This is a genomic window from Xanthomonas axonopodis (genome assembly GCF_001304695.1).
Lineage (GTDB): Bacteria > Pseudomonadota > Gammaproteobacteria > Xanthomonadales > Xanthomonadaceae > Xanthomonas > Xanthomonas axonopodis.
Map to the genome: position 1 here is coordinate 12,761 of NZ_JFAQ01000085.1, position 20,504 is coordinate 33,264.

Genomic DNA, 20,504 nt, shown 5'->3' on the forward strand with positions numbered 1-20,504 from the left:
AGCACAATGGCAGCCCCCACTGGGACCGCAGGACTCAAAGAGACAAACGCTTTTCACAGCGCAGTAACCACCGCATCGCCCATTGCCACGGTGCCGACCTTGGTGGTGCCTTCCGACCAGATGTCGGCAGTGCGCAGGCCTTGATCGAGCACCTTGCCAACCGCATCTTCGATCGCATCTGCCGCAGCGGCCTGCGCGAACGTATAGCGCAGCATCATCGCCACCGACAGGATTGTGGCCAGCGGATTGGCAATGCCCTTGCCGGCGATGTCCGGTGCCGAACCATGGCAGGGCTCGTACATGCCCTTGCTGTTGGCATCCAGCGAGGCCGACGGCAGCATGCCGATGGAACCGGTGAGCATGGATGCCTGGTCGGACAGGATGTCGCCGAACATGTTGTCGGTCACGATCACGTCGAACTGCTTGGGCGCACGCACCAACTGCATCGCCGCGTTGTCCACGTACATATGCGACAGCGCGATATCCGGGTAGTCCTTGGCCACTTCTTCGACCACTGCACGCCATAGCTGGCTCGATGCCAGCACGTTGGCCTTGTCGACCGAACACAACTTCTTGCCGCGCAGGCGCGCCATATCGAAACCGGCCTTGGCGATGCGACGAATCTCGCTCTCGCTATACGGCAAGGTGTCGTATGCCTGGCGTTCGCCATTGTCCAAGGTGCGGTTACCACGCGGCTGGCCGAAATAGATGCCGCCAGTAAGCTCGCGCAGGATCAGCAGATCCAGCCCGGCCACGACCTCCGGCTTGAGCGTGGACGCGTCGGCCAGCTGCGGATACAGCAAGGCCGGCCGCAAGTTGGCGAACAAGCCCAGCTGCGAGCGGATCTTGAGCAGCCCACGCTCCGGGCGCAGCGCCGGGTCGATGGTGTCCCACTGCGGGCCACCCACCGCGCCCAGCAGCACTGCATCGGCGGCGCGCGCGCGCTCCAGCGTTTCATCGGCCAACGGGCTGCCATATTTGTCGTAGGCGGCACCGCCCAGCTCGTCATACACCAGCTCGAACCCCAGACCATGTTGCGCGTCGATGCGCTTCAACACCTTGACCGCTTCGGCCATGATTTCCGGGCCGATGCCGTCGCCGGGAAGAATCAGAATCTGCTTGCTCATGCAATCCTCGTGGGTTGGCGCCACCGCGCCATGGGAATCAACGTGCCGCCCACAGCACCAGCACGTCGGTGCTGAAAGAGCCGTCGGCGGCAATCTGAAAAGAGTCGCGAACATCGTCCACCGCTGCGTCCTGCAGCGCGCGGATTGCCGCGCGGAGCACCGCGGGAGTGCGCATGCGGTCCACCCAGCTCAGGTAGTCCAGCTGCAGACGTTGGCAACGATGGCGCTGCACCTGCAGGTCGGCCTCGCCCAGCATCTGCAGCCACTGCGCCACGCTGTAGTCGCGCACATGACTGGTATCGCGTAGCAGTTCGATTGCCTGCAGATGCGTGTCCAGCAGGGGCAAACCCGGCGCCACCACATCGATGAAGGCCGCAACGCCGCCCGGCCGCAGGACCCGCCGCACTTCGCGCAATGCCTGCCCCAGGTCGCTCCAGTGGTGCGCCGAATATCGGCTGACCACCACATCCAGGCTGCAGGTTTCGAACGGCAGGCACTCGGCGACACCGCGCAAGGTGCGCACCTGGGCCAGGCCGCGCTCCGCCGCCGTGGCCGCCACGACCTCCAGCATCTCGGCCGAGAGATCGTAGGCCACGACATCGGCCATCATGTGCGCGAACTGAAAACTCACATGACCGGCCCCACAGCCCAGGTCGAGCAGGCGACCATTGCGATGCCCCTCCAGGCCAGCGCGCAGTTCGGCGAACTCGGTGCCCTGTGCATGCACCTCGCTCTGCAGATAGGCCTGCGCCTGCGCACCGAACTGCACGGCGACATGCGCGCCCAGGGTGTCCGCGCGCGGAGATGACGCCGCTGCGATCACTGCAGGGCGCCGAACAGCCACGGCTGCCGCACGCGATGGGCTTGCTCGAACCGACCGATCGCATCGGCGTCCTGCAAGGTGAGGCCGATATCGTCCAGCCCGTTGAGCAGGCAGTGTTTGCGGAAGGCAGCGATATCGAAGCCGTACTCCACGCCATCGGGCCGGCGCACGCGTTGCGCAGCCAGATCCACGGTGAGCTGGTAGCCCTTGAGCGCCAGGCATTGTTCGAACAACGCATCGACCTCTGCTTCGGCCAGCACGATCGGCAGCAGGCCGTTCTTGAAACTGTTGTTGTAGAAGATGTCGGCAAAGCTCGGCGCGATCACGGTGCGAAAGCCGTATTCGTCTAGCGCCCACGGCGCATGCTCGCGCGAGGAACCGCAGCCGAAGTTTTCCCGGGCCAGCAAAACGCTGGCGCCCTGATAGCGCGGGAAATTGAGCACGAATTCGGGATTGAGCGGGCGCGTGCTGTTGTCGCGACCAGGCTCGCCGATATCCAGATAGCGCCACTCGTCGAACAGGTTCGGCCCGAAGCCGGTGCGCTTGATCGACTTCAGAAACTGCTTGGGAATGATCTGGTCGGTATCGACATTGGCGCGATCCAGCGGCGCGACCAGTCCGGTGTGTTGGGTGAAAGGAGTCATTGAGAGAGGCCGGGATTTGGGAGTGGGGATTTGGGATTCGAAAAGGCTGGGGATGGCGGAGCGCTTTTTACGAATCCCGAATCCCCACTCCCGAATCCGCGAGTTCACGCACATCGACAAAATGCCCGCTCACTGCCGCCGCGGCGGCCATCGCCGGGCTGACCAGATGCGTGCGGCCGCCGGCGCCCTGGCGGCCTTCGAAGTTGCGGTTGGAGGTCGAAGCGCAATGCTCGCCGCTGCCCAGCTTGTCCGGGTTCATGGCCAGACACATCGAGCAGCCTGGCTCGCGCCATTCGAAACCGGCATCCAGAAACACCTTGTCCAGGCCTTCGGCTTCGGCCTGTGCCTTCACCAGGCCCGAGCCCGGCACCACCAACGCCTGCTTGATGGTGGAAGCCAGCTTGCGGCCCTTGGCCACCGCAGCGGCGGCACGCAGGTCTTCGATCCGCGAGTTGGTGCACGAGCCAATGAACACGCGATCCAGGCGGATGGCGGTGATCGGCTGGTTGGCGGTCAATCCCATGTATTTGAGCGCGCGCTCGATCGAATCGCGCCTGGTCGGGTCCTGCTCGGTGGCAGGATCGGGCACGTGCTGATCGATGGCCAACACCATTTCCGGCGAAGTGCCCCAGCTGACCTGCGGCTTGATCTCTTCGGCACGCAACTCCACCACGGTGTCGAAATGTGCGTCCGGATCGGAGACCAGCGTGCTCCATAGCGCCACCGCTGCATCCCAGTCGGCGCCCTTGGGTGCGAACGGGCGCCCTTTGACGTAGGCAATCGTCTTCTCGTCCACCGCCACCATGCCCACGCGCGCACCGGCTTCGATGGACATGTTGCAGATGGTCATGCGTCCTTCCATCGACAGGTCGCGGATGGCGCTGCCGGCAAATTCCAGCGCATGCCCGTTGCCGCCGGCGGTGCCGATCTTGCCGATCACCGCCAGCACGATGTCCTTGGCGGTCACCCCGAACGGCAGCGTACCTTCCACGCGCACCTGCATGTTCTTCATCTTCTTGGCGATCAGGCACTGCGTGGCCAGCACGTGCTCGACCTCGGAGGTGCCGATGCCATGCGCCAACGCGCCGAACGCGCCATGCGTGGAGGTGTGCGAATCGCCGCAGACCACGGTCATGCCCGGCAAGGTGGCGCCCTGCTCCGGGCCGACCACGTGCACGATGCCCTGGCGCGCATCGTTCATCTTGAACTCAAGAATGCCGAAGTCGTCGCAGTTCTCGTCCAGCGTCTGCACCTGCAGACGCGAGACCTCGTCGGAGATCGACTCCAGTCCGCCCTGGCGCTCGGCGCGCGTGGTCGGCACGTTATGGTCGGGCGTGGCGATATTGGCGTCGATGCGCCATGGCTTGCGTCCGGCCAGGCGCAGGCCCTCGAAGGCTTGCGGCGAGGTCACTTCGTGCAGGATGTGGCGGTCGATGTAGATCAGCGACGAACCATCGTCACGGCGTGTGACCTCATGCAGTTCCCACAGCTTGTCGTACAGGGTCTTGGCAGTCATCGCGGCAATCCGAGTGGCGGATGGTGGGTGCGCCCACCTGGCTGAAATCGATGCTAGGAGCTTGCCTTGGATTACGCAAATTCATATTATTTATTCAAAAAATGAATTTTAGGAATAGCAATGGATCTGGCGAGCCTGAATGCCTTCGTGGCGATCGCCGAAAGCGGCAGCTTTTCGGCAGCCGGCGAGGCCCTGCACCTGACCCAGCCGGCAGTGAGCAAACGCATCGCGCTGCTGGAGGCGCAATTGTCGGCGCGGCTGTTCGACCGCCTGGGGCGGCAAGTGGTGCTGACCGAAGCCGGCCAGGCGTTGCTGCCGCGCGCGCAACGCATCCTGGCCGAGCTGCAGGACACCCGCCGCGTGCTGGAGCATTTGGGTGCAGCCGTTGGCGGCCGCTTGAGCCTGGCCACCAGCCACCATGTGGGGCTGCACCGCCTGCCGGCCTTGTTGCGCGGTTTTGCCACGCAACATCCGCAGGCGGCGCTGGACATCCGGTTTCTGGATTCGGAGCTGGCCTACGCCGCGGTGCTGCGCGGCGAGGTGGAACTGGCAGTGACAACCCTGGCACCAGACACGCGCGCTCCGCTGCGCGCGCAGCCGATCTGGCATGACCGCCTGCAGTTCGTCGTTGCACCCGACCACCCGTTGTCAACACGGTCTGCGGTGTCGCTGGACGATGTGGTGGCGCACCCGGCGGTGTTGCCGGATCCGGGCACCTTCACCCATCGCATCGTTGCCAATCTGTTCGCCGAGCGCGGTCTGGTGCCGAGTCTGCGCATGACCACCAATTACCTGGAAACGATCAAGATGCTGGTGTCGGTGGGCCTGGCCTGGAGCGTGCTGCCCGAGCGCATGATCGACCACCAGATCGTGGCGCTGCCGTTGGCCGATGTCGCGTTATCCCGCGAGCTAGGTTGCGTCACGCATGGCGGGCGCACTTTGTCGCGTGCGGCGCAGGCATTTGTTGCGTTGTTGCATGTGCAGGCGGATCTGGCGCAAGCGTAGGCTGCCGGCGATATGTCTGCAGCGTGCTGCACGCATCGGCGAAAGATGACGTCAATTTCGATCTCGGCACGGCCGCACGAGAAGTGCGATGCGTCATGCACACGCAGCTTGCTGACTCGGCAATGCCGCGGCCGGCAATGCTGCGATTCTTCTTCGCCACACGCCACCCGTGCAATGGAACAACACCCGTGTTGCATCGAGCCTGCGTCCAGCAGTTCACGAGCGTAAGCAACGTCTTACGGCCCGATCAAACGATCCCGCCCCTGCCGCTTGGCTTCATACAGACGATGGTCGGCCAACGCCAGCAATTCGCGCCGGCTGGGCGCTTGGTCGCTCATCGCCATGCCCATGCTGGCAGTACAACGCACGGTCATGCCTTGCGCATTCACCTCAATGTCGGCCAGTCGCTGTCGCATGCGCTCGAACAGCGCGCGCGCCGGTGCCGCATCCACGCCGCGATCGGTCCCGATCCAGACGATGCCCTGCGCATCGCGGTACAGCACCTACACCGAGCCATCCGGTACGCCGTCGGCGGCGGTGTAACGGCACGCCTTGCCGTCGCGCCAGCGCACCAGCCCGGCGGTGGTGCCGATTCACAGATCGTTGCCGTCCGGCAGCACCGCACGCACCGACATCGACGGCAGGCCATCGGCCGCGCCGATGCGCACCAGCACGTGGCCTTGCGCGTCCAGACGCACCACACCCTGGCTATATAGGTCCCGGCCCACACGCCGCCATCGCCAGCATCGGCCAGCGCCAGCAACGATTGCTCGAGCACGCGCCCACCTTCGCCGGGCAACAGCGACACGCGGCTGATGGTGCCGTCGCGCCAACGATCCAGGCCGACGGCGTTGCCCACCCAGACAGTGCCCTCGCCGGTCTGCAGCACGCAGCGCACGTAGTCCGAACTCAGGCCTTCGTCGTGGGTGACGCCGTGCGCGGCGCCCTCGGCAATACGGAACAGCGCGTGGGCGCTGCCGACCCAGATCAGGCCTTCGGCGTCTTCCAGCAGCACCGGGCTGGCGACGCCGGAAATGGCGATCTGCTCGTCCGGGTCGTTCGGGCCGCTGTGCACCACCAGCATTCCCGAAGACAGGCTCATCTACAGATGTCCGCGGCGGTCCAGCAACACCGAATCCACGCGTTGGCCCTGGCGGAACCGTTGCAGGCCGCCGCCACGGCTCCACCACCACACGCCATCGTCGCCAGCGACCAACAGGCCGCCCTGACGGTCGCTGGCCAGCCGCCGCACCGGCGCATCCCGTGTCCCCTGCCCCAGGCCGCAGCCTGGCCGCCATCGCGCGGCAGGCGGTACAGGCCAACCTCGGTGCCCACCCACAGGTCGCCGCTTTCGTCTGCAGACAGCGCCGTGACGCGCGCACGCGGCAAGCCGGTCTGGCGGCCCACGTCGACCACCCGCCCGTCGCCCTCGATGCGGTACAGCGTCTGCGGTGTGCCCCCACCCACAGCGCGCCATCGGCACGCCGCAGCAGGGCGCTGACCGCAAGATGCCGTGCCGACGCATCACCCAGCTGCTGCCAGTGACCGTCCTGATAGTGGTAGACGCCGTCGAACGCGGTGCCGAACAGCATGCCGCCGGTGCTATCGCGAACCACCACGAAAACCCCGCCCAGCTCGACGCCGGGAGTGTTCTGGCGGTCGTACACGGTGAAGTCGCGCCCATTGAAGCGCGCCACACCTTCCCAGGTACCCAGCCAGATCAGCCCGTCTTCGCCCTGGGCCACGGCGTGCACCAGGTTGTGCGGCAGGCCGTCGTCCATGTTCCAGCGCGTGACGGTGTGGTACGCGGTGTGTTTGAGCACCTGCGCGCCGGCGGGCCAGGCGTTGAGCACTGCGCAGCACAACAGCAGCCACAGCCACGCCCGCCCGATCCGCCGCACGCACGTGCTGCGAACACAGCTTGTGTGCGCCTGCGTACCGCCCCTTCCCACGCTCCCCGTCCCCTCGTCCGTGCTTGCTGGAGATACCTGCCCGTATGCACCGGAAGGCCTATGGCAAATTTATCATCGGGGTTTTTGTGCTGCCTTCGGTGGATCACTGACAGCTGCCGGGAGCGGTATGACACCGGTAACCGGGCAGACGGAACCGTTAACGTCGCGGTTCGGCGCCGAGTATAAATATAGAACCCGATGGTCTAGTATTGACGGCATGTCCAGCTCGCCCCCTCTCACTTCCAAGACCAAGAGCAACGGCCCTGGTCGTCCCAAGGATCTTGGAAAACGTGCCGCCATCCTGGGTGCCGCGCGCACTATGTTCATGGAGCAGGGCTATGCAGGGGTCAGCATGGACGGGATCGCCGCGCAGGCCGGCGTCTCCAAGCTGACCGTGTATAGCCACTTCGGCGACAAGGAAAGCCTGTTTTCCGAGGCGATCCGCGCGCAATGCCAGCACATGATGCCGGACGACCTGTTCGATCACGCCCCCAAGGGCGCGTTGCGCGACCAGCTCACCGAGATTGCCCATGCGTTCTTCGCCATGGTCAGCACCGAATCGGCCATCTCCACCCACCGCATGATGATGGCGCCCGGCACCGGCAACGTGCATATCCGCGAGATGTTCTGGAATGCAGGCCCCAGGCGCACGCAGCGGGCGCTGGCCGATTTCCTGTCCGCGCGGGTGGCCGACGGCCAGCTGGAGATCCCGGACGTCGCACGCGCCGCCTCGCAATTCTTCTGCCTGCTCAAGGGCGAGCTCTACGCCTTGATGATGTGCGGCCTGCACGGCCAGCCCACCCGCGCCCAGGTCAATGAGCACATCGACACCAGCGTGGACTTCTTTTTGAGGGCCTATGCGCCGCGCTGAGCGCCCCCGGCCTTTGGTGGCGCTGCCATCCGGCACTGCGCCGGATGGCAGCGCGCAGCGATGCTAGATGCGCCAGGTGCCTCGCGCACCGGTAAAATGTTCGCCCCACCGCGTTGGATACCCGCACCATGACGATCGATTTCACCCAGGCCCGCGAAAAGATGGTCGAGCAGCAGATCCGGCCGTGGGACGTGCTGGACCTGCGCGTACTCGACGTGCTGGCGCGCATGCCGCGCGAAGCTTTCGTGCCGGAGGCCTACAAGACGCTGGCCTATGTCGATGTGGAAATTCCACTGTCGGCCGGTCACAAGATGATGAAGCCGGTGGTCGAAGGCCGCATGTTGCAGGCACTGGATCTGCAACCGGGCGAGGACGTACTGGAAGTGGGCACCGGCAGCGGCTTTGCCACCGCCTGCCTGGCCGCACTGGCACGCGAAGTGCTCAGCCTGGAGATCGACCCGGCGCTGGCCGCCGCCGCACGCGCCAATCTGGACCGCACCGGCCTGGGCAGCAACGTCCGTATCGAAACCGCCGATGTCTTCGGCTGGCAGAGCGAGCGTCGCTTCGACGCCATCTGCGTGACCGGCGCGGTCGACACGCTGCCCGTCCAGTGGCTGCAGTGGTTGCGCCCGAACGGTCGGTTGTTCGTCGTGCGCGGTCACGATCCGGTGATGGAAGCGGTCCTGGTCCGTGGCGAGGTCAACGCCCCGCGCATCGAATCGTTGTTCGAAACCGACCTCGCCTATCTCCAGGGCGCCGCACCGACGCCCCGATTCCAATTCTGATTCCCAAGGAAGCTTCCCCTGATGATCCGCCGATCCCTCGTCCTGGCCCTGGCCGTCGCCCTGTCTCCCATGGCTGCGCACGCCACAGACCTGCTGCAGGTCTACGAAATGGCCCGCAACGGCGATCCGCAGCTGGCCATGGCCGAGTCCACGCGCCTGGTCAATCGGGAAGGTCAGGTGCAGGCGCGTGCGGCGTTGTTGCCGCAGTTGGACGGTAGCGCCGGTTTCACCCAATCGCATCGTGAGCTGGAGGGCGTCGATGGCCGCTCCACGACCAAGCAGCGCCAGTACGCAATCCAGGGCAGCCAGACCATCTTCAATTGGGCGCAGTTTTCCAACATGCGTGCGCAGCGCGAAGTGGCCAAGGCTGCGGATTTCACCCTGGCATCGGCCACCAACGATCTGATCACCCGCACCTCGGCGGCGTATTTCCAGGTGCTGGTGGGGATCGAGTCGCTGGCGGCAGCCGAGACCAACGAAGCGGCTGCCAAGAAGCAGTTCGACTATGCCGACAAGCGTCTGGAAGTGGGCCTGGCGCCGATCACCGACGTGCACGAAGCCCGCGCCCAGTACGACCAGGCACGCGCCGACACCATCACCGCGCGCAACACGCTCAAGGACTACTACCAGGCACTGACCGAGCTGACCGGCCAGCCCGTGGTCGGCTTGCGCGCATTGCCAGATGAGTTCCGCCCGGAAGTGCCGGCCGCCTACAGCAATGTGGATCAGTTGGTCGCCACCGCGATCGCCGACAATCCGGCGCTGAAGGCGCAGCAGTTGCAGGTCAGCGCTGCCGAGGCGCAAGTCAGTGCCGCACGTGCCGGCCATCTGCCGACCCTCAATCTTTCCGGCAGCATGGGGCGAACCAATAGCTGGGGCGGCGGCGGCGATGTCGATACAGCTGCCGGTAACTTCACAACAAATAATCGCAACATCGATACCGACTCCATCGGCATCACGCTATCGATTCCGATCTTTGCCGGCGGTGCGACCCAGTCGGCCGTGCGTCAGGCACTGTCGCAGCGCGACATCCAGCAGGACACCTACGAGCAGCAGAAGCGCGCGCTGGATCGCAACACCCGCAATGCCTACCAGACCGTTGTTGCCGGTATCAGCGAAGTGGAAGCCCGCCGCCTGGCCGTGGTGTCGGCGCAAGCCGCCTACGATGCCTCGCAGGTGGGCCTGGAAGTCGGCACGCGCACTGTGTTGGACGTGGTGCAAAACCAGCGCACGCTGTTCCAGGCGCAGCTGAACTACGCGCAGTCGCGTTACAACTTCCTGCAGAACCGCCTGCTGCTGGGCCAGGCCATCGGCAAGCTCGACATCACCGATCTGCAGGACGTCAACCGCCTGCTATCGCAGGACGCCGAGTCCAAGCTGCAGGGCAGTGGTTCGTTGCAGTAAGACCGGCTGGATGCACAAAAAAAAAAGCGGGCCCAGGCCCGCTTTTTTTATGCGCGATGCAACTGCATGCGCGCCTGTCGTGATGGCTGCTGCAAGTGCGGTAAACCGGCAACTCCAGCGTGCATCCGACCCAAGCGATACAACCATGCGTGTCTCGCTGCCCGGCGCACGCGCTCACCGCTGAGCGCAACGAACGCTGCAATCCGGCGGCAGGCAGCGGCGAAGTGCGCACGTCCATGCACGCAGCCATGCACCGAGGGACACACTTCACGCCGTAACACCCCCGCTCGCCAGCGGCGGCAAATCGGGAGCGATCTGCACCAAGGTGCGGGCCACCGCGCCCTTGCCGTTGGCGACCAGCGCCAGGCCTGCAGTGGTCATGGCCTCGCGTTGTGCGGGGTCGGCGAGCAGGCGCGCCAACGCCTGGTAGACGCACTCGGCATCCTCGCAGATGGCAACGGCATCGGCTTCGCGCATGCGCCGCGAAATCTCCGAGAAGTTATGCAGATGCGGGCCGGTGATTGCCGGCGTTCCGACGGCGGCCGGCTCGAGCAGGTTATGCCCGCCAATCGGCTGCAAGCTGCCGCCGACGAAAGCCACCTGCGCGCACACATAGAAGCTCATCAGCTCGCCCAGGGTGTCGATGACGAAGACCTTGTCGCCTGCCTGCGGCCATTGCTGCGTCTTGCGCGTGGCAACGCGCCAACCGCGCTCGCGTGCCAATGTCTCGACCTTGGGAAAGCGCTCGGGATGACGCGGTGCCCATAACAGCAGCAAGTCCGGAAATTGGAGCAGCAATCGTGCGTGGATATCGGCAACGGCCGCCTCTTCGCCTTCGTGCGTGCTGGCGGCGATCCACACCGGGCGCGTGGCCGGCACGTGCATGCGAAACTGCGCGACCAACGCCTGCAACTGCGTTGGCGCTGCGATATCGAACTTGAGATTGCCCAGCGCGATCACCTGATCCGGGCGCGCGCCCAGGGTGATGAACCGCTCGGCATCGTCCTGCGACTGCGCCGCCACGCAGGTGACGGTGCGCAGCGCGCGACTGATCAACGGTGCCAGCAACCGATAGCCGCGCAACGAACGCGCCGACAACCGTGCGTTGAGGATGTACACCGGAATCTGGCGATCGCGGCAGCCGAACAACATGTTCGGCCACAGCTCGGTTTCCAGGATCAACGCCAGACGCGGGCGGAAGTGTTCGAGAAACCGTCCCACGCTGCCTGGCACGTCATAGGGCAGATACACATGGTCCACCGCATCGCCCCACAGGGCGCGCACGCGCTCGGAGCCAGTGGGGGTGATGGTGGTGATGACCCAACGGATATCCGGGCGCTGCGCACGTAGCGCATTGACCAGCGGCGCGGTCGCGTTGACCTCGCCCACCGACACCGCATGTACCCACACCCGTGGACGCCCGCAGGCGTGCGTGTAGGACGCATAGCGCTCGTTCCAGCGATTGAAGTATTCGCGCACGCGAAAGCCACGCCACACCAGGTGGTACACCGTGACCGGCAACAACAGATAGAGCAGCGCCGAGTACAGCCCGCGCAACAGCCATTCGATCGGATCTTTCCGCATCGGTGCAGGATACGGGAGCCTCCCCGCGCGTGCGCATGTGCACCCTGCCCGTCGGGCACAATCCCTTAGAATTGGCGCATGTCCGAGCCCGCCAACGTCGCCGTCCGCCCCTCCCTGCGCAACCCCAAGCATTGGCCGATGTATCTGGGCCTGGCAGTGATGGTGGCGGCCGGGCGCCTGCCCTGGACCCTGCAGCGTGCGATCGGTCGCGGCGTGGGCTGGATTGCGATGCGCCTGGCGGGCACACGTCGGCGCGCGGCCGAGGTCAACCTCAAACTGTGTTTTCCCGAGCAGGACGATGCGTGGCGAGCGCGGCTGTTGCGCGATAGTTTCGACGCGCTGGGCGTGGGCCTGTTCGAGTTCGCGCGCGCCTGGTGGGGCAGCATCGATGCCATTCGCCCAGGCGTGCAGATCGAGGGCCTGGAGCATCTGCAGCAACTGCAACATCGAAACCGCGGCGTACTGCTGGTGTCCGGCCACTTCATGACGCTGGAAATGTGCGGGCGGCTGTTGTGCGACCACGTGCCGCTGGCCGGCATGTACCGCAGGCATCGCAATCCGGTGTTCGAGTGGGCGGTCAAGCGTGGGCGCTTGCGCTATGCCACGCACATGTTCGCCAACGGAGACCTGCGCGCCACCATCAAGCATCTCAAGCGCGGCGGTTTTCTGTGGTATGCGCCGGATCAGGACATGCGCGGCAAGGACACCGTGTTCGTGCCGTTCTTCGGACATCCGGCCTCCACCATTACCGCCACGCATCAGCTGGCGCGGTTGACCGGCTGCGCGGTAGTGCCGTACTTCCATCGCCGCGAAGGTGGCCGTTACATCCTCAAGATCGCGCCGCCGCTGGCCGACATTCCGTCCGATGACGTCATCGCCGATACCACGCAGGTCAATGCCGCGATCGAAGACATGGTGCGCGAAGCGCCGGACCAATACCTGTGGATCCATCGGCGCTTCAAGCGCCAGCCGGGTGGGCGCAGCGATTTCTATCGGTGATGTGGATTGGTCCGAAGCATGCTGTAAGCGCATCCACAGTGCGCGTCTTCAAGTAGGTACTCTACTTTGACCGCTGACAGAATTCAGAAATGGAGCGATATCGAAGCGGCGTTCCAGCAGACATGCATGCGAGACGACCTATAGGTAAGGCAGACGAGCCCAGTGTTCTCGGACCACCGCTAGCATATGGATGGGCAATCCGTAGGCGTAAGCATACAGCTCGATCCAACCAGGATTCAGCGTTTCGACGAGTCGTCGCTGCCAGGCATGTGGCCAGGTGCGGAGTTGCTTCGCCCGCACCTGTGCCGTTGTCATGTCGGCATACGCTTGGGACCACATTAGCAAGGCCGGTCTCACGCAACTCTCTGGCACGACCTGTCTCTGGTCCCGCGCGAAGCGCTTAGAAGCGCTTAGTGATCTTGTCGATCGCGCTCATGCTGTCTGCCACGTCGATATAGAACGTTTCGCATCGTGCATGCGCAAGCAAATAGACCAGCGCCGGCCCATGTTGGAGACTGTGTGCCAGTCGATGCGCTCCAGAGCGGAGAACTCAGGGCCCATTACCGACACTTCAGGTCGCATCCAAGATGTGCTGTCAGCCATTGGCGTGGGCTCCTTGCTTGCCAGCATTGCCAACCTTGCCGAGCGCATTGGCCGATACCGGTTGGCGTACGCGCATGCTCGGTTGCATCTGCATACCACTGAGGGGAGTGCCGCACTTTTGCTGTGGCGCAGGGATCGCGCAACCAGCGTCCATGCTCGGCAGCGATGCAAGGGCTGACGTCAATATCACCCGGCTATCCAAGTACCGGCCCTTGCGGTGCCGGGTCCTGCCTGGCTTGGGCAATCGCTTCCTGCTGCCGCACGGTCTCCAGCGTATGGGCCTGCGCCTGTTGCATCGATTCCTGGATCGACGGCGTAGGCTCGGCGAGCGAGAGGTTCATCCGCTTGGTGGGGTCGGTGGCGTGTTGCGCATAGAAGGTGTCGTTGACCACATCCACACGCCCGCGCCAGTCCGGCTTGAAGCCGATGATGTACATCTCTGTGGTGACCTGGTACAGGCGATCTTCCGGCAGCGGCGTGCCCTTGGCCTCCAGGCGATCTTTCACGTCTGCATACAGCGCATGGCCGGGGTGCGCGGGATCACTCATGGGTCGCAGTGTGGGCGAGGTCTGGCTGCGCTGAGGGCTGTCGATGGTGCTTGCCACTGATGCCTGATCGGGTTGATCTTCGGTTTTCTCCTGCTCTTTCAGTCGCCCACGCTTCTGTTGTAGCGTTTGCTCCTGCTGCAGCTGCCACTGGCGTTGCTGGTCCAGCGCTTGTTGCTGGTGCTGCGCGTGCAGGTCGGGTTGGCTGCGGTCGTGAGATGCGACGGCTGCGGTTCGTGCGGCCATCGCGGCGTGCGGCGCGTCCTGCAGCCCGGGAGCGGCAGGTTGCGGCGTCACGTCGCGATGGGCAATGGCAATGCCCGCCTGCTGCTGCACCGCCGCCAGGGTACTGCGGTCGGCAATGCCGTTGACCTCGTCCATGCCGTGCATCAACTGAAACGCCTGCACCCCGCGCTGGGTGGGCTGGTCGTAGACGCCATTGAGTTCCACCGGGGTCTTGATCCGATCGTTGATGCCCAACTGGATCAGGTTGGCCTGCAGCGCCTGTACCTCGGCGCCACGGTCGCCGGGTTGCAAGCGTCCCTGATCGCTGGGCGCCAAGCTGGTAGAGACTCCAGCAGTGACGGGCACATCGGTATCATTGCTTAGCGCTGGCGGTGCAACCGAAGGTCCAGCAGCCTGGATGACTGCGACGTCGATCCCGAGTGCACACACGTTGACGGTAGCGAGCGTGGCGATCTCGGGCGCTGCGTGTGGCGCAACGCGCTGGCCATTGGGCTGCGACGGCGACGCGGGGTCTGCGGCAACCTGTGGCGCCGACGCTTCAGCGGTGGGTGCGAGGTTTTGTCCGCGCATCTGCACCTCGCGCAGGGCTTGCCGAATGTCCTCACTGCTGGTCACGGCAGCCACACGGTCCACCCCATCGGCATCGCGCTGAAAATGCGCGATGGGGCTATCGGCACCAAATGCACCGGTGGGGCCGCGTTGCAGCTTCATCGCGCCATCGCCGGTAAGACCATGCGCTGCGCGCGTGCGCGTGGTCGCCAGATCGATCGCCTCGCGCCACTCCGGCTTCAGTTCGGTGCCGACGATGCGATAGCGGTAGAGCGTTTCCTCGCGCTGCTGATCCTGCAGCGATGGCGGCGACTGCCGGATGGCCGCCACCGCCTGCGCATGCTCGGCCAGTGCCGGCTGCAGGATCGCGCGGGTGGTCTCCAGTTCCAGCGCGACATTGCCTGTCGCAGCGCCAGCCTCGCCGGCCCAGCGGCCGTCGGCAGCGCGGCGATACTGCTGGCCGTCCGATTGCGGTCAACGCGTCTGGATTGGGTAATGCCTGTTGTACTGTCTCCGACAACGGCAATCCAGCCGCCGCCCAGCCGCTGCGCTGATACGCCAGCGCATAGCGCGTGGCAATCGCGCCGGGGCTGTTGGCGATGTTGCCGGCGATCACGGCTTGCGCTTGTGCGTCCAGTTCTGCTGCGCGCAGTGGCGGTGCGATATCGGTGCGGTAGACAGCGCTGTCGGCGGTGCTCAAGCTGGGCGGATCGGTGTCGCTGGCCGGCAGGCGATACGGATTTTGCGGAGCGGGCGCATCCTTCAGCGCCAGCGCGGCGGCGGCGTTGGTGGCCTGGTAATTGAGTTCGCGCGCTTTTTCATAACTGGCGACAACCTGCGTGGCGGTGGGATTGTCCACGCCATCATTGGTAGTGTCGGCCATGCCCTGGCGTGCCCACGCGGTGCCGTTGAACGACCATTGCGTCCCGTCGCGGTCGGTCTGGGTGTAGATGGCGCGGTTGTCGAGCAACTCGGCGGCCTTCTCGCCGGCCTTGCTCATAAAACTTGCTCATAAAATACGCATCGGCCGCGACCAGCGCCACCGGCCCGGCACCGGATGCGCCCAGTGCGTAGGCTGCCGCGGTGCCACCGGCCCAACCGCCGACATTGCGGACGGCAAAATGCGCCAATTCCGATTGCGCGGCCAGCGGGTTGCTTTGCGAGAGCAACATGGCGATCTTCTCGCCGGACTGCTGTGCCTCGTACAGCGTGGCGGCCACGCCCAGCGCGCCAGCGGCACGGATGCCGGAGCGGTCGAGCAGCGGGGGTGGATAGGGCCTGACTTCGACACCGGGTGCGCGCAGCAGGCGTGCCGTCAGCGCATCGCCCTCGGTCAACGCGGCATCGTCGACCTGCGCGGTACGTTGCGCGGGGCGTGCGGTCTCTGAAGGTGTGGTAACAACGTGCCCCAAACGAATAACTATCGAACCGCAACGGCCACGGCTCGCGCGGTTTTTTCTTGAACGGATTGCGGAACTTGAACATATCGGATTCGCCAGGATCGGAGAGGGGCGCGTGCGGGGCTCAGGCGCTTCGTCATCCACTGTAGCTGCCTGCTGCACCGGCTGCACCCACGGTGCCGGCTTGGGCTTGCGCTTGACCTGCACGGGCAGCCCGCCATGCGGCAACGGACCAAGCTCGCGCACCGTGCGCTCGTTGATCAGTTGCAAATCCCGCAGCAGCTACGCTGCATGCGCCTCCACAACACGCCGCGCCGAGGCGGCATAACGGGATTCGGGGGGATCGCTCATATGCGTTTCCTTGTGCAGATGTCGCGCGGGTAGCGGCTGGAACGGATGTTATCGCAACACTGCGAGCAGGGAGCTTGTGAGCATAGAGCGCCGCTACTGGTGACGACTCCGTTGCAAGCCACGCCATAGAGGATGTGATCGCCGATACCACGCAGGTCAATGCGGCGATCGAAGACATGGTGCGCGAGGCACCGGATCAATACCTGTGGATCCATCGCCGCTTCAAGCGCCAGCCGGGTGGGCGGAGCGCGTTCTATCAATGAGCCGTCGCCGCAGGGCGATCGGCTGATGACGCAGTGCGCGGGCTCCATCGATCGCCGGCATGCGCGATCCGGAGGCAAACGCATCAGCCCGGTGGCGGCTGGTCCGCATCGTCGTTGAGCAGTGCGCCAGCATACAGCCCGGCCAGCATCAGGCTCAGCCCGCCCCAGAAACTGGAATAGACCGCCAGATGGGTGTTGAACGGAAAGACCGTGGCCACCAGCGCAATCATCGCCGGCCGCGCCTGTTCGCGCGCCACCGCGCTTGAGTAGCGCCACGCGCGCCATGCCTGCGCCGCGCCGGCCAGCCACAGCAGCAAGCCGATCACGCCGGTTTCGGCCAGGATCTCGAGCACGATCTGATGCGCATGAAAAGCCGGCCCACCGCCCCATGCCGGCGCTAGGCCAGGCGCCGGATTGCAGGCCGGATAGGCCTGCCGGAACCCGCGCGCGCCCACACCGTTGAGCGGATGCGCGCGGATCATGCACAGCGCCGCGCCCCAGATCTGGGCGCGCCCGGACAAGGCCTGATCCACGCCTTGTTCGCCATTGCCGAACGCCAGCGTGGTGCGCTGGATGCGCTCGCGCGCCTGTGGCGCCACCGCCACTACCGCCACGGCCAGCAGCGCGCCGATCAGCGCAACACCCAGCAGACGGCGCCCGCCCAACAGCTGCCAGCCCGACAGCAGCATGATCATCGCGTAGGTGATCCACGATGCGCGCGAGCCCGCCAACACCAACACGATGCCGAGCGCCGCCGCAGCGCCCGCCCAGGCCCAGGCATGACGCCGCCCCAACGCCAGCAACAGGAACGGCGACAGGCTGGCCAGGGTCTGCCCGAACTTCAGATTGCAGGGGCCCAACACGCCGCTCAGCCGATCCACCAGCGCCAGCTCCTGGGCCGTGCACAAGCCATGGCCACTGATCAGTTGCTTGATCTGGTCGATGCCGAAGAACAACGGGCTGGTGCCGAAGGCGGCTTGCAGCAGCGCGTCCAGCGTCCACACCCCGCCGATCACCGCCAGCCCGGTAAAGGTGCGCCGGCGGCGCTGCGCGTTGGCCACGGCGATGGCGCATAACCACATGAACGGCAGATAGCGCAGATCGGTGGCTGCCTTACGTAGCGCGCGGCCGGCATCCACCGCGTCGAACGCCGACAGCATCTGCGGCAGCCAATACGCCAGGAACAACACGCTGGTCAGCGCCCAGGCCGGGCCGCTGAGCAGGCGCGTGCCGCCGCGAAAGCGCGCGTGCAACAGGCGGTACGCCGCGAATAACGCACCCAGCGACAACACCGTTTCCGCCAAGCCGGGCGTGGGCCACAGCGCCACGAACACGATCACCCACAGCGGCGCCCAGCGGCCGGCATCGGGCGTCAACACGGGCGCCCGCGGGAGGGCCTCAGCGGCGGAGTTCGTCATAGACCTTCAGGGTGGCCGTTTGCATGGCCTGCAACGTGTAGGGGATCACGGCCGGCGCTGCCGGGGCGTGCTGCAGCAACTGCAACGCCTGCGTCAACAAGGCCTGGCCATCGAAGGCGGCAACCGCGCCACTGGGTTGCAACTCGGCCAGCAGTTCGCCGACGCCGCCATGCGCCCAGCCCAGCACCGGGCGGCCGACCGACAGCGCCTCCACCACGGTGCGGCCGAAGGCTTCCGGCTTGCGCGAGAGTTGCAGCACCAGGTTGCTGGCGGCATACGCCTCGGCAATGCGCGCGGTGGGCTCGGTGAAGGCGACCGCGTCGGCCACACCCAGCCTCGCGGCGTCAGCTTCCAGCTCCCGCACATATGCCTCGCGCCCAGGCTCGCGTGCGCCGGGCAACCACAAGAAGGCCGGCACACCGGCGGCACGCACACCGGCGAGCAGTTGCAGGCCGTCGGCATGCCCCTTCAGGCGCGTGCCGCGGCCCGGCAGCAGCAGCAACGGTGCATCGGCAGGCAGCCCTGGCAGCAGGGTTTGCGCCCACGCGCGGGCGCGGCGGTCCGGCTGCAGCCGGCGCGGGAACTGTGCGATATCGACACCGCGCGCAATGGTGCGCAGGCGCGCGGTGTCGATCTGCGGGTAGTGCGTGCACACGTATTCGCGCACCGTCTGCGACACGCAAATCACCCGCTCGCCATAGGTCATCACTTGACTGTAGCGGCTGGGCGAATTGAGCCCGTGGACGGTGGTGACCAAGCGCGGCCGCGTCGCCTCAGGCATTGCGCGCAGCGCGTACCATCCCAGCCAGGCCGGCAGCCGCGAACGCGCATGCACGATGTCGACCCCGAGGTCGGCGAACAAACGGCGCAAGGCAATCACATGCAGCAGCGTCAGCAGCGACTTGCGGCCGATCCCCAGGGTGAGATGTTCGCCGCCAACGTCCAGCAAGGGCTGCACCAGTCTGCCGCCGGCCGACACGACCACGGCGCGATGACCGGCGCGCACCAGGGCGGCAGCGATTTCCAGCGTGGAGCGCTCGACGCCGCCGGACTGCAGCGCCGGCAGCAGTTGCACCACGGTCAGGCGGTGCATCCGGCCAGGATCAGTCGGCGAGCACGAACAACGCGCCGCAATACGGGCACTTGGCTTCGCAGTTGGGCTCGTCCTCGATCGGCAGATACACGCGCGGATGCGAGTTCCACAGCGCCATCTGCGGCGTCGGGCAGCTCAACGGCAGGTCGCCGCGGTGCACGGTGTAACGCGTTTGCGCATTGGCGGCGGGCGCGGTGGCGGTCTGGCTCATGGCGTACATCGCAGGCGGCGGGAACGGGCAACATTCTAGCAGCGCTAGCCGTGGAAGAGCGGCTGCGGCGCCGGTCAATGCCGCAGCACGCCATTCTATACAGGGGCCATGTCCAACGGCGCGGCGTGCGGACAGAATTCCTGCACCACGCGACCTTGCTCAAGCACGACTACGCGCTCTGCACTGGCAATGGTCTCCGGCCGATGCGCAACGATCACTTTCGTCAACTTCAGTTGCTTGACTGCCTCATTGACCAGTCGCTCGCGCATCACGTCCAGGTGGCTTGTCGCTTCATCCAGGACCAGCACCTTGGGTTGACGGTAGAGCGCACGCGCCAGGATGATCCGCTGCTTCTGTCCGCCAGACAGCGAGCTGCCCATGTCCCCGATCAAGCTGTGATAGCCCATCGGCATCGCAGTAATATCGTCGTGTACTGCCGCCAAGCGCGCCGCAGCCTCGATCCGTTCCAGGTCGAAGTCAGGATCGAAGAAGCCGATGTTGTCGGCGATGCTACCGGCGAACAGATGGTCGTCCTGCATCACCGCACCCACGATCGTCCGTACATTGCGTGGGCCGATTTTGTGCAGGTCATGGCCGCCGATGCGGATGACGCCTTCGGTTGGCTGGAGCAGGCCAAGCAAAAGCTTCAACAACGTGGTCTTGCCACAGCCAGACGGGCCGATAATCGCCACCGATTCACCGGCCTGAATGCTGAAACTACACTCCCTGAGCACCCATGGCTCGCCCTCGGCATACCGAAACGACAACCCTTCCAGTTCGATGCGCGGCTCGGCCGGTGGCAGCACCTTCGGCAACGCGTGCTCGTCTTCCTGCGGCGTCAGTACGATGTCGGCCAGCCGTTCACCATGCAGGCGCAGCATGCGGAATTCGATCCACTTGTCGATCAGCCCACTCGACGTCCCCCCGATTTTGAGTAGCACGCCAGTTTGGAGTCCAATTCCCTACCTGAAGGAGATTGGACGTGAAGAAGCGTTTTACCGAGGAACAAATCATTGGCTTTTTGCGCGAGGCCGAAAGCGGCGTGGCGATCAAAGATCTGTGCCGGCGACATGGCTTCAGCGAAGCCTCGTATTACCTATGGCGCAGCAAGTTCG

The 20,504-nt window shown here is 65.3% G+C and carries 16 protein-coding genes and 4 pseudogenes; 7 read left to right on the forward strand and 13 right to left on the reverse strand.

Annotated elements, in window-relative coordinates; translation table 11 throughout:
* Positions 1 to 53: 53 nt before the first annotated feature.
* The 4 genes from leuB to leuC all read right to left on the reverse strand — a co-directional run bounded on the left by leuB (position 54) and on the right by leuC (position 4,110).
* Complete coding sequence (gene leuB / locus XAXN_RS08650; RefSeq protein ID WP_054319236.1) at positions 54 to 1,127, reverse strand: 3-isopropylmalate dehydrogenase; 1,074 nt, start codon at positions 1,125 to 1,127, stop codon at positions 54 to 56.
* Positions 1,128 to 1,164: 37 nt separating this feature from the next.
* Positions 1,165 to 1,914: a class I SAM-dependent methyltransferase gene (locus tag XAXN_RS08655; protein WP_134980161.1), complete on the reverse strand. Its 750-nt coding sequence runs from the start codon at positions 1,912 to 1,914 to the stop codon at positions 1,165 to 1,167.
* A 32-nt stretch (positions 1,915 to 1,946) separates the two neighbouring features.
* Positions 1,947 to 2,594: a 3-isopropylmalate dehydratase small subunit gene (leuD, locus tag XAXN_RS08660; RefSeq protein ID WP_054319238.1), complete on the reverse strand. Its 648-nt coding sequence runs from the start codon at positions 2,592 to 2,594 to the stop codon at positions 1,947 to 1,949.
* 67 nt (positions 2,595 to 2,661) lie between these two features.
* On the reverse strand, positions 2,662 to 4,110 hold the full coding sequence (leuC, locus tag XAXN_RS08665) for a 3-isopropylmalate dehydratase large subunit (RefSeq protein ID WP_054319239.1): 1,449 nt from the start codon (positions 4,108 to 4,110) through the stop codon (positions 2,662 to 2,664).
* Positions 4,111 to 4,230: 120 nt separating this feature from the next.
* Here leuC and XAXN_RS08670 point away from each other — a divergent pair, with 120 nt between their 5' ends.
* A complete protein-coding gene (locus XAXN_RS08670) occupies positions 4,231 to 5,115 on the forward strand; it encodes a LysR family transcriptional regulator (protein WP_054319240.1) in 885 nt (294 codons plus the stop codon).
* Positions 5,116 to 5,351: 236 nt separating this feature from the next.
* On the opposite strand, the gene XAXN_RS23645 is transcribed toward XAXN_RS08670, so the two are convergent.
* On the reverse strand, positions 5,352 to 5,531 hold the full coding sequence (locus tag XAXN_RS23645) for a GGDEF domain-containing protein (protein ID WP_425511879.1): 180 nt from the start codon (positions 5,529 to 5,531) through the stop codon (positions 5,352 to 5,354).
* 27 nt (positions 5,532 to 5,558) lie between these two features.
* Positions 5,559 to 7,067 (reverse strand): annotated as a pseudogene (locus tag XAXN_RS23040) (ligand-binding sensor domain-containing protein); the annotation flags it as partial.
* A gap of 217 nt (positions 7,068 to 7,284) precedes the next feature.
* Here XAXN_RS23040 and XAXN_RS08680 point away from each other — a divergent pair.
* The 3 genes from XAXN_RS08680 (at position 7,285) to XAXN_RS08690 (ending at position 10,127) form a co-directional block, all read left to right on the forward strand.
* Positions 7,285 to 7,938: a TetR/AcrR family transcriptional regulator gene (locus tag XAXN_RS08680; protein WP_054319241.1), complete on the forward strand. Its 654-nt coding sequence runs from the start codon at positions 7,285 to 7,287 to the stop codon at positions 7,936 to 7,938.
* Between the two features lie 128 nt (positions 7,939 to 8,066).
* The gene (locus XAXN_RS08685) at positions 8,067 to 8,723 is read left to right on the forward strand and encodes a protein-L-isoaspartate O-methyltransferase family protein (RefSeq protein ID WP_054319242.1); all 657 of its coding nucleotides are present in this window, start codon (positions 8,067 to 8,069) and stop codon (positions 8,721 to 8,723) included.
* A gap of 21 nt (positions 8,724 to 8,744) precedes the next feature.
* On the forward strand, positions 8,745 to 10,127 hold the full coding sequence (locus XAXN_RS08690) for a TolC family outer membrane protein (RefSeq protein WP_042823611.1): 1,383 nt from the start codon (positions 8,745 to 8,747) through the stop codon (positions 10,125 to 10,127).
* 267 nt (positions 10,128 to 10,394) lie between these two features.
* Here XAXN_RS08690 and waaA read toward each other — a convergent pair whose 3' ends face one another.
* Positions 10,395 to 11,711, reverse strand: coding sequence for a lipid IV(A) 3-deoxy-D-manno-octulosonic acid transferase (gene waaA / locus XAXN_RS08695; RefSeq protein ID WP_054319243.1), 1,317 nt, complete (start codon positions 11,709 to 11,711; stop codon positions 10,395 to 10,397).
* Between the two features lie 78 nt (positions 11,712 to 11,789).
* Here waaA and XAXN_RS08700 point away from each other — a divergent pair, with 78 nt between their 5' ends.
* Complete coding sequence (locus XAXN_RS08700; RefSeq protein ID WP_054319244.1) at positions 11,790 to 12,710, forward strand: LpxL/LpxP family Kdo(2)-lipid IV(A) lauroyl/palmitoleoyl acyltransferase; 921 nt, start codon at positions 11,790 to 11,792, stop codon at positions 12,708 to 12,710.
* A 797-nt stretch (positions 12,711 to 13,507) separates the two neighbouring features.
* Here the strand turns inward: XAXN_RS08700 and XAXN_RS08705 are convergent.
* Together XAXN_RS08705 and XAXN_RS23650 are read right to left on the reverse strand one after the other, a co-directional pair.
* Entirely contained in the window at positions 13,508 to 14,533 is a 1,026-nt protein-coding gene (locus tag XAXN_RS08705; protein WP_425511880.1) for a peptidoglycan-binding domain-containing protein, read from the reverse strand.
* Between the two features lie 33 nt (positions 14,534 to 14,566).
* A pseudogene (locus XAXN_RS23650) lies at positions 14,567 to 16,266 on the reverse strand (hypothetical protein); the annotation flags it as partial.
* A gap of 266 nt (positions 16,267 to 16,532) precedes the next feature.
* Between XAXN_RS23650 and XAXN_RS21045 the strand changes: the two are divergent.
* Positions 16,533 to 16,667 (forward strand): annotated as a pseudogene (locus tag XAXN_RS21045) (LpxL/LpxP family acyltransferase); the annotation flags it as partial.
* Between the two features lie 83 nt (positions 16,668 to 16,750).
* On the opposite strand, the gene XAXN_RS08715 reads toward XAXN_RS21045, so the two are convergent.
* The 4 genes and pseudogenes from XAXN_RS08715 to XAXN_RS08730 all read right to left on the reverse strand — a co-directional run.
* The gene (locus tag XAXN_RS08715) at positions 16,751 to 18,085 is read right to left on the reverse strand and encodes an O-antigen ligase family protein (RefSeq protein ID WP_054319246.1); all 1,335 of its coding nucleotides are present in this window, start codon (positions 18,083 to 18,085) and stop codon (positions 16,751 to 16,753) included.
* Positions 18,066 to 19,178: a glycosyltransferase gene (locus XAXN_RS08720; RefSeq protein ID WP_054319247.1), complete on the reverse strand. Its 1,113-nt coding sequence runs from the start codon at positions 19,176 to 19,178 to the stop codon at positions 18,066 to 18,068. The genes XAXN_RS08715 and XAXN_RS08720 overlap by 20 nt, the downstream gene beginning before the upstream one ends.
* A gap of 10 nt (positions 19,179 to 19,188) precedes the next feature.
* Positions 19,189 to 19,389, reverse strand: coding sequence for a zinc-finger domain-containing protein (locus XAXN_RS08725; protein WP_054319249.1), 201 nt, complete (start codon positions 19,387 to 19,389; stop codon positions 19,189 to 19,191).
* Positions 19,390 to 19,484: 95 nt separating this feature from the next.
* Positions 19,485 to 20,303, reverse strand: a pseudogene (locus XAXN_RS08730) (ATP-binding cassette domain-containing protein); the annotation flags it as partial.
* Positions 20,304 to 20,371: 68 nt separating this feature from the next.
* Here XAXN_RS08730 and XAXN_RS08735 point away from each other — a divergent pair.
* On the forward strand, positions 20,372 to 20,504 hold a 133-nt coding region (locus XAXN_RS08735), incomplete at its 3' end, for a transposase (protein ID WP_167694770.1).

What these genes read in the sequence shown, in the direction of transcription:
- leuB (WP_054319236.1), bottom strand. Translation starts at nt 1,127, where the DNA reads ATGAGCAAGCAGATTCTGATTCTTCCCGGCGACGGCATCGGCCCGGAA.
- leuD (WP_054319238.1), bottom strand. Translation starts at nt 2,594, where the DNA reads ATGACTCCTTTCACCCAACACACCGGACTGGTCGCGCCGCTGGATCGC.
- leuC (WP_054319239.1), bottom strand. Translation starts at nt 4,110, where the DNA reads ATGACTGCCAAGACCCTGTACGACAAGCTGTGGGAACTGCATGAGGTC.
- XAXN_RS08670 (WP_054319240.1), top strand. Translation starts at nt 4,231, where the DNA reads ATGGATCTGGCGAGCCTGAATGCCTTCGTGGCGATCGCCGAAAGCGGC.
- XAXN_RS23645 (WP_425511879.1), bottom strand. Translation starts at nt 5,531, where the DNA reads ATGCGACAGCGACTGGCCGACATTGAGGTGAATGCGCAAGGCATGACC.
- XAXN_RS08680 (WP_054319241.1), top strand. Translation starts at nt 7,285, where the DNA reads ATGTCCAGCTCGCCCCCTCTCACTTCCAAGACCAAGAGCAACGGCCCT.
- XAXN_RS08685 (WP_054319242.1), top strand. Translation starts at nt 8,067, where the DNA reads ATGACGATCGATTTCACCCAGGCCCGCGAAAAGATGGTCGAGCAGCAG.
- XAXN_RS08690 (WP_042823611.1), top strand. Translation starts at nt 8,745, where the DNA reads ATGATCCGCCGATCCCTCGTCCTGGCCCTGGCCGTCGCCCTGTCTCCC.
- waaA (WP_054319243.1), bottom strand. Translation starts at nt 11,711, where the DNA reads ATGCGGAAAGATCCGATCGAATGGCTGTTGCGCGGGCTGTACTCGGCG.
- XAXN_RS08700 (WP_054319244.1), top strand. Translation starts at nt 11,790, where the DNA reads ATGTCCGAGCCCGCCAACGTCGCCGTCCGCCCCTCCCTGCGCAACCCC.
- XAXN_RS08715 (WP_054319246.1), bottom strand. Translation starts at nt 18,085, where the DNA reads ATGACGAACTCCGCCGCTGAGGCCCTCCCGCGGGCGCCCGTGTTGACG.
- XAXN_RS08720 (WP_054319247.1), bottom strand. Translation starts at nt 19,178, where the DNA reads ATGCACCGCCTGACCGTGGTGCAACTGCTGCCGGCGCTGCAGTCCGGC.
- XAXN_RS08725 (WP_054319249.1), bottom strand. Translation starts at nt 19,389, where the DNA reads ATGAGCCAGACCGCCACCGCGCCCGCCGCCAATGCGCAAACGCGTTAC.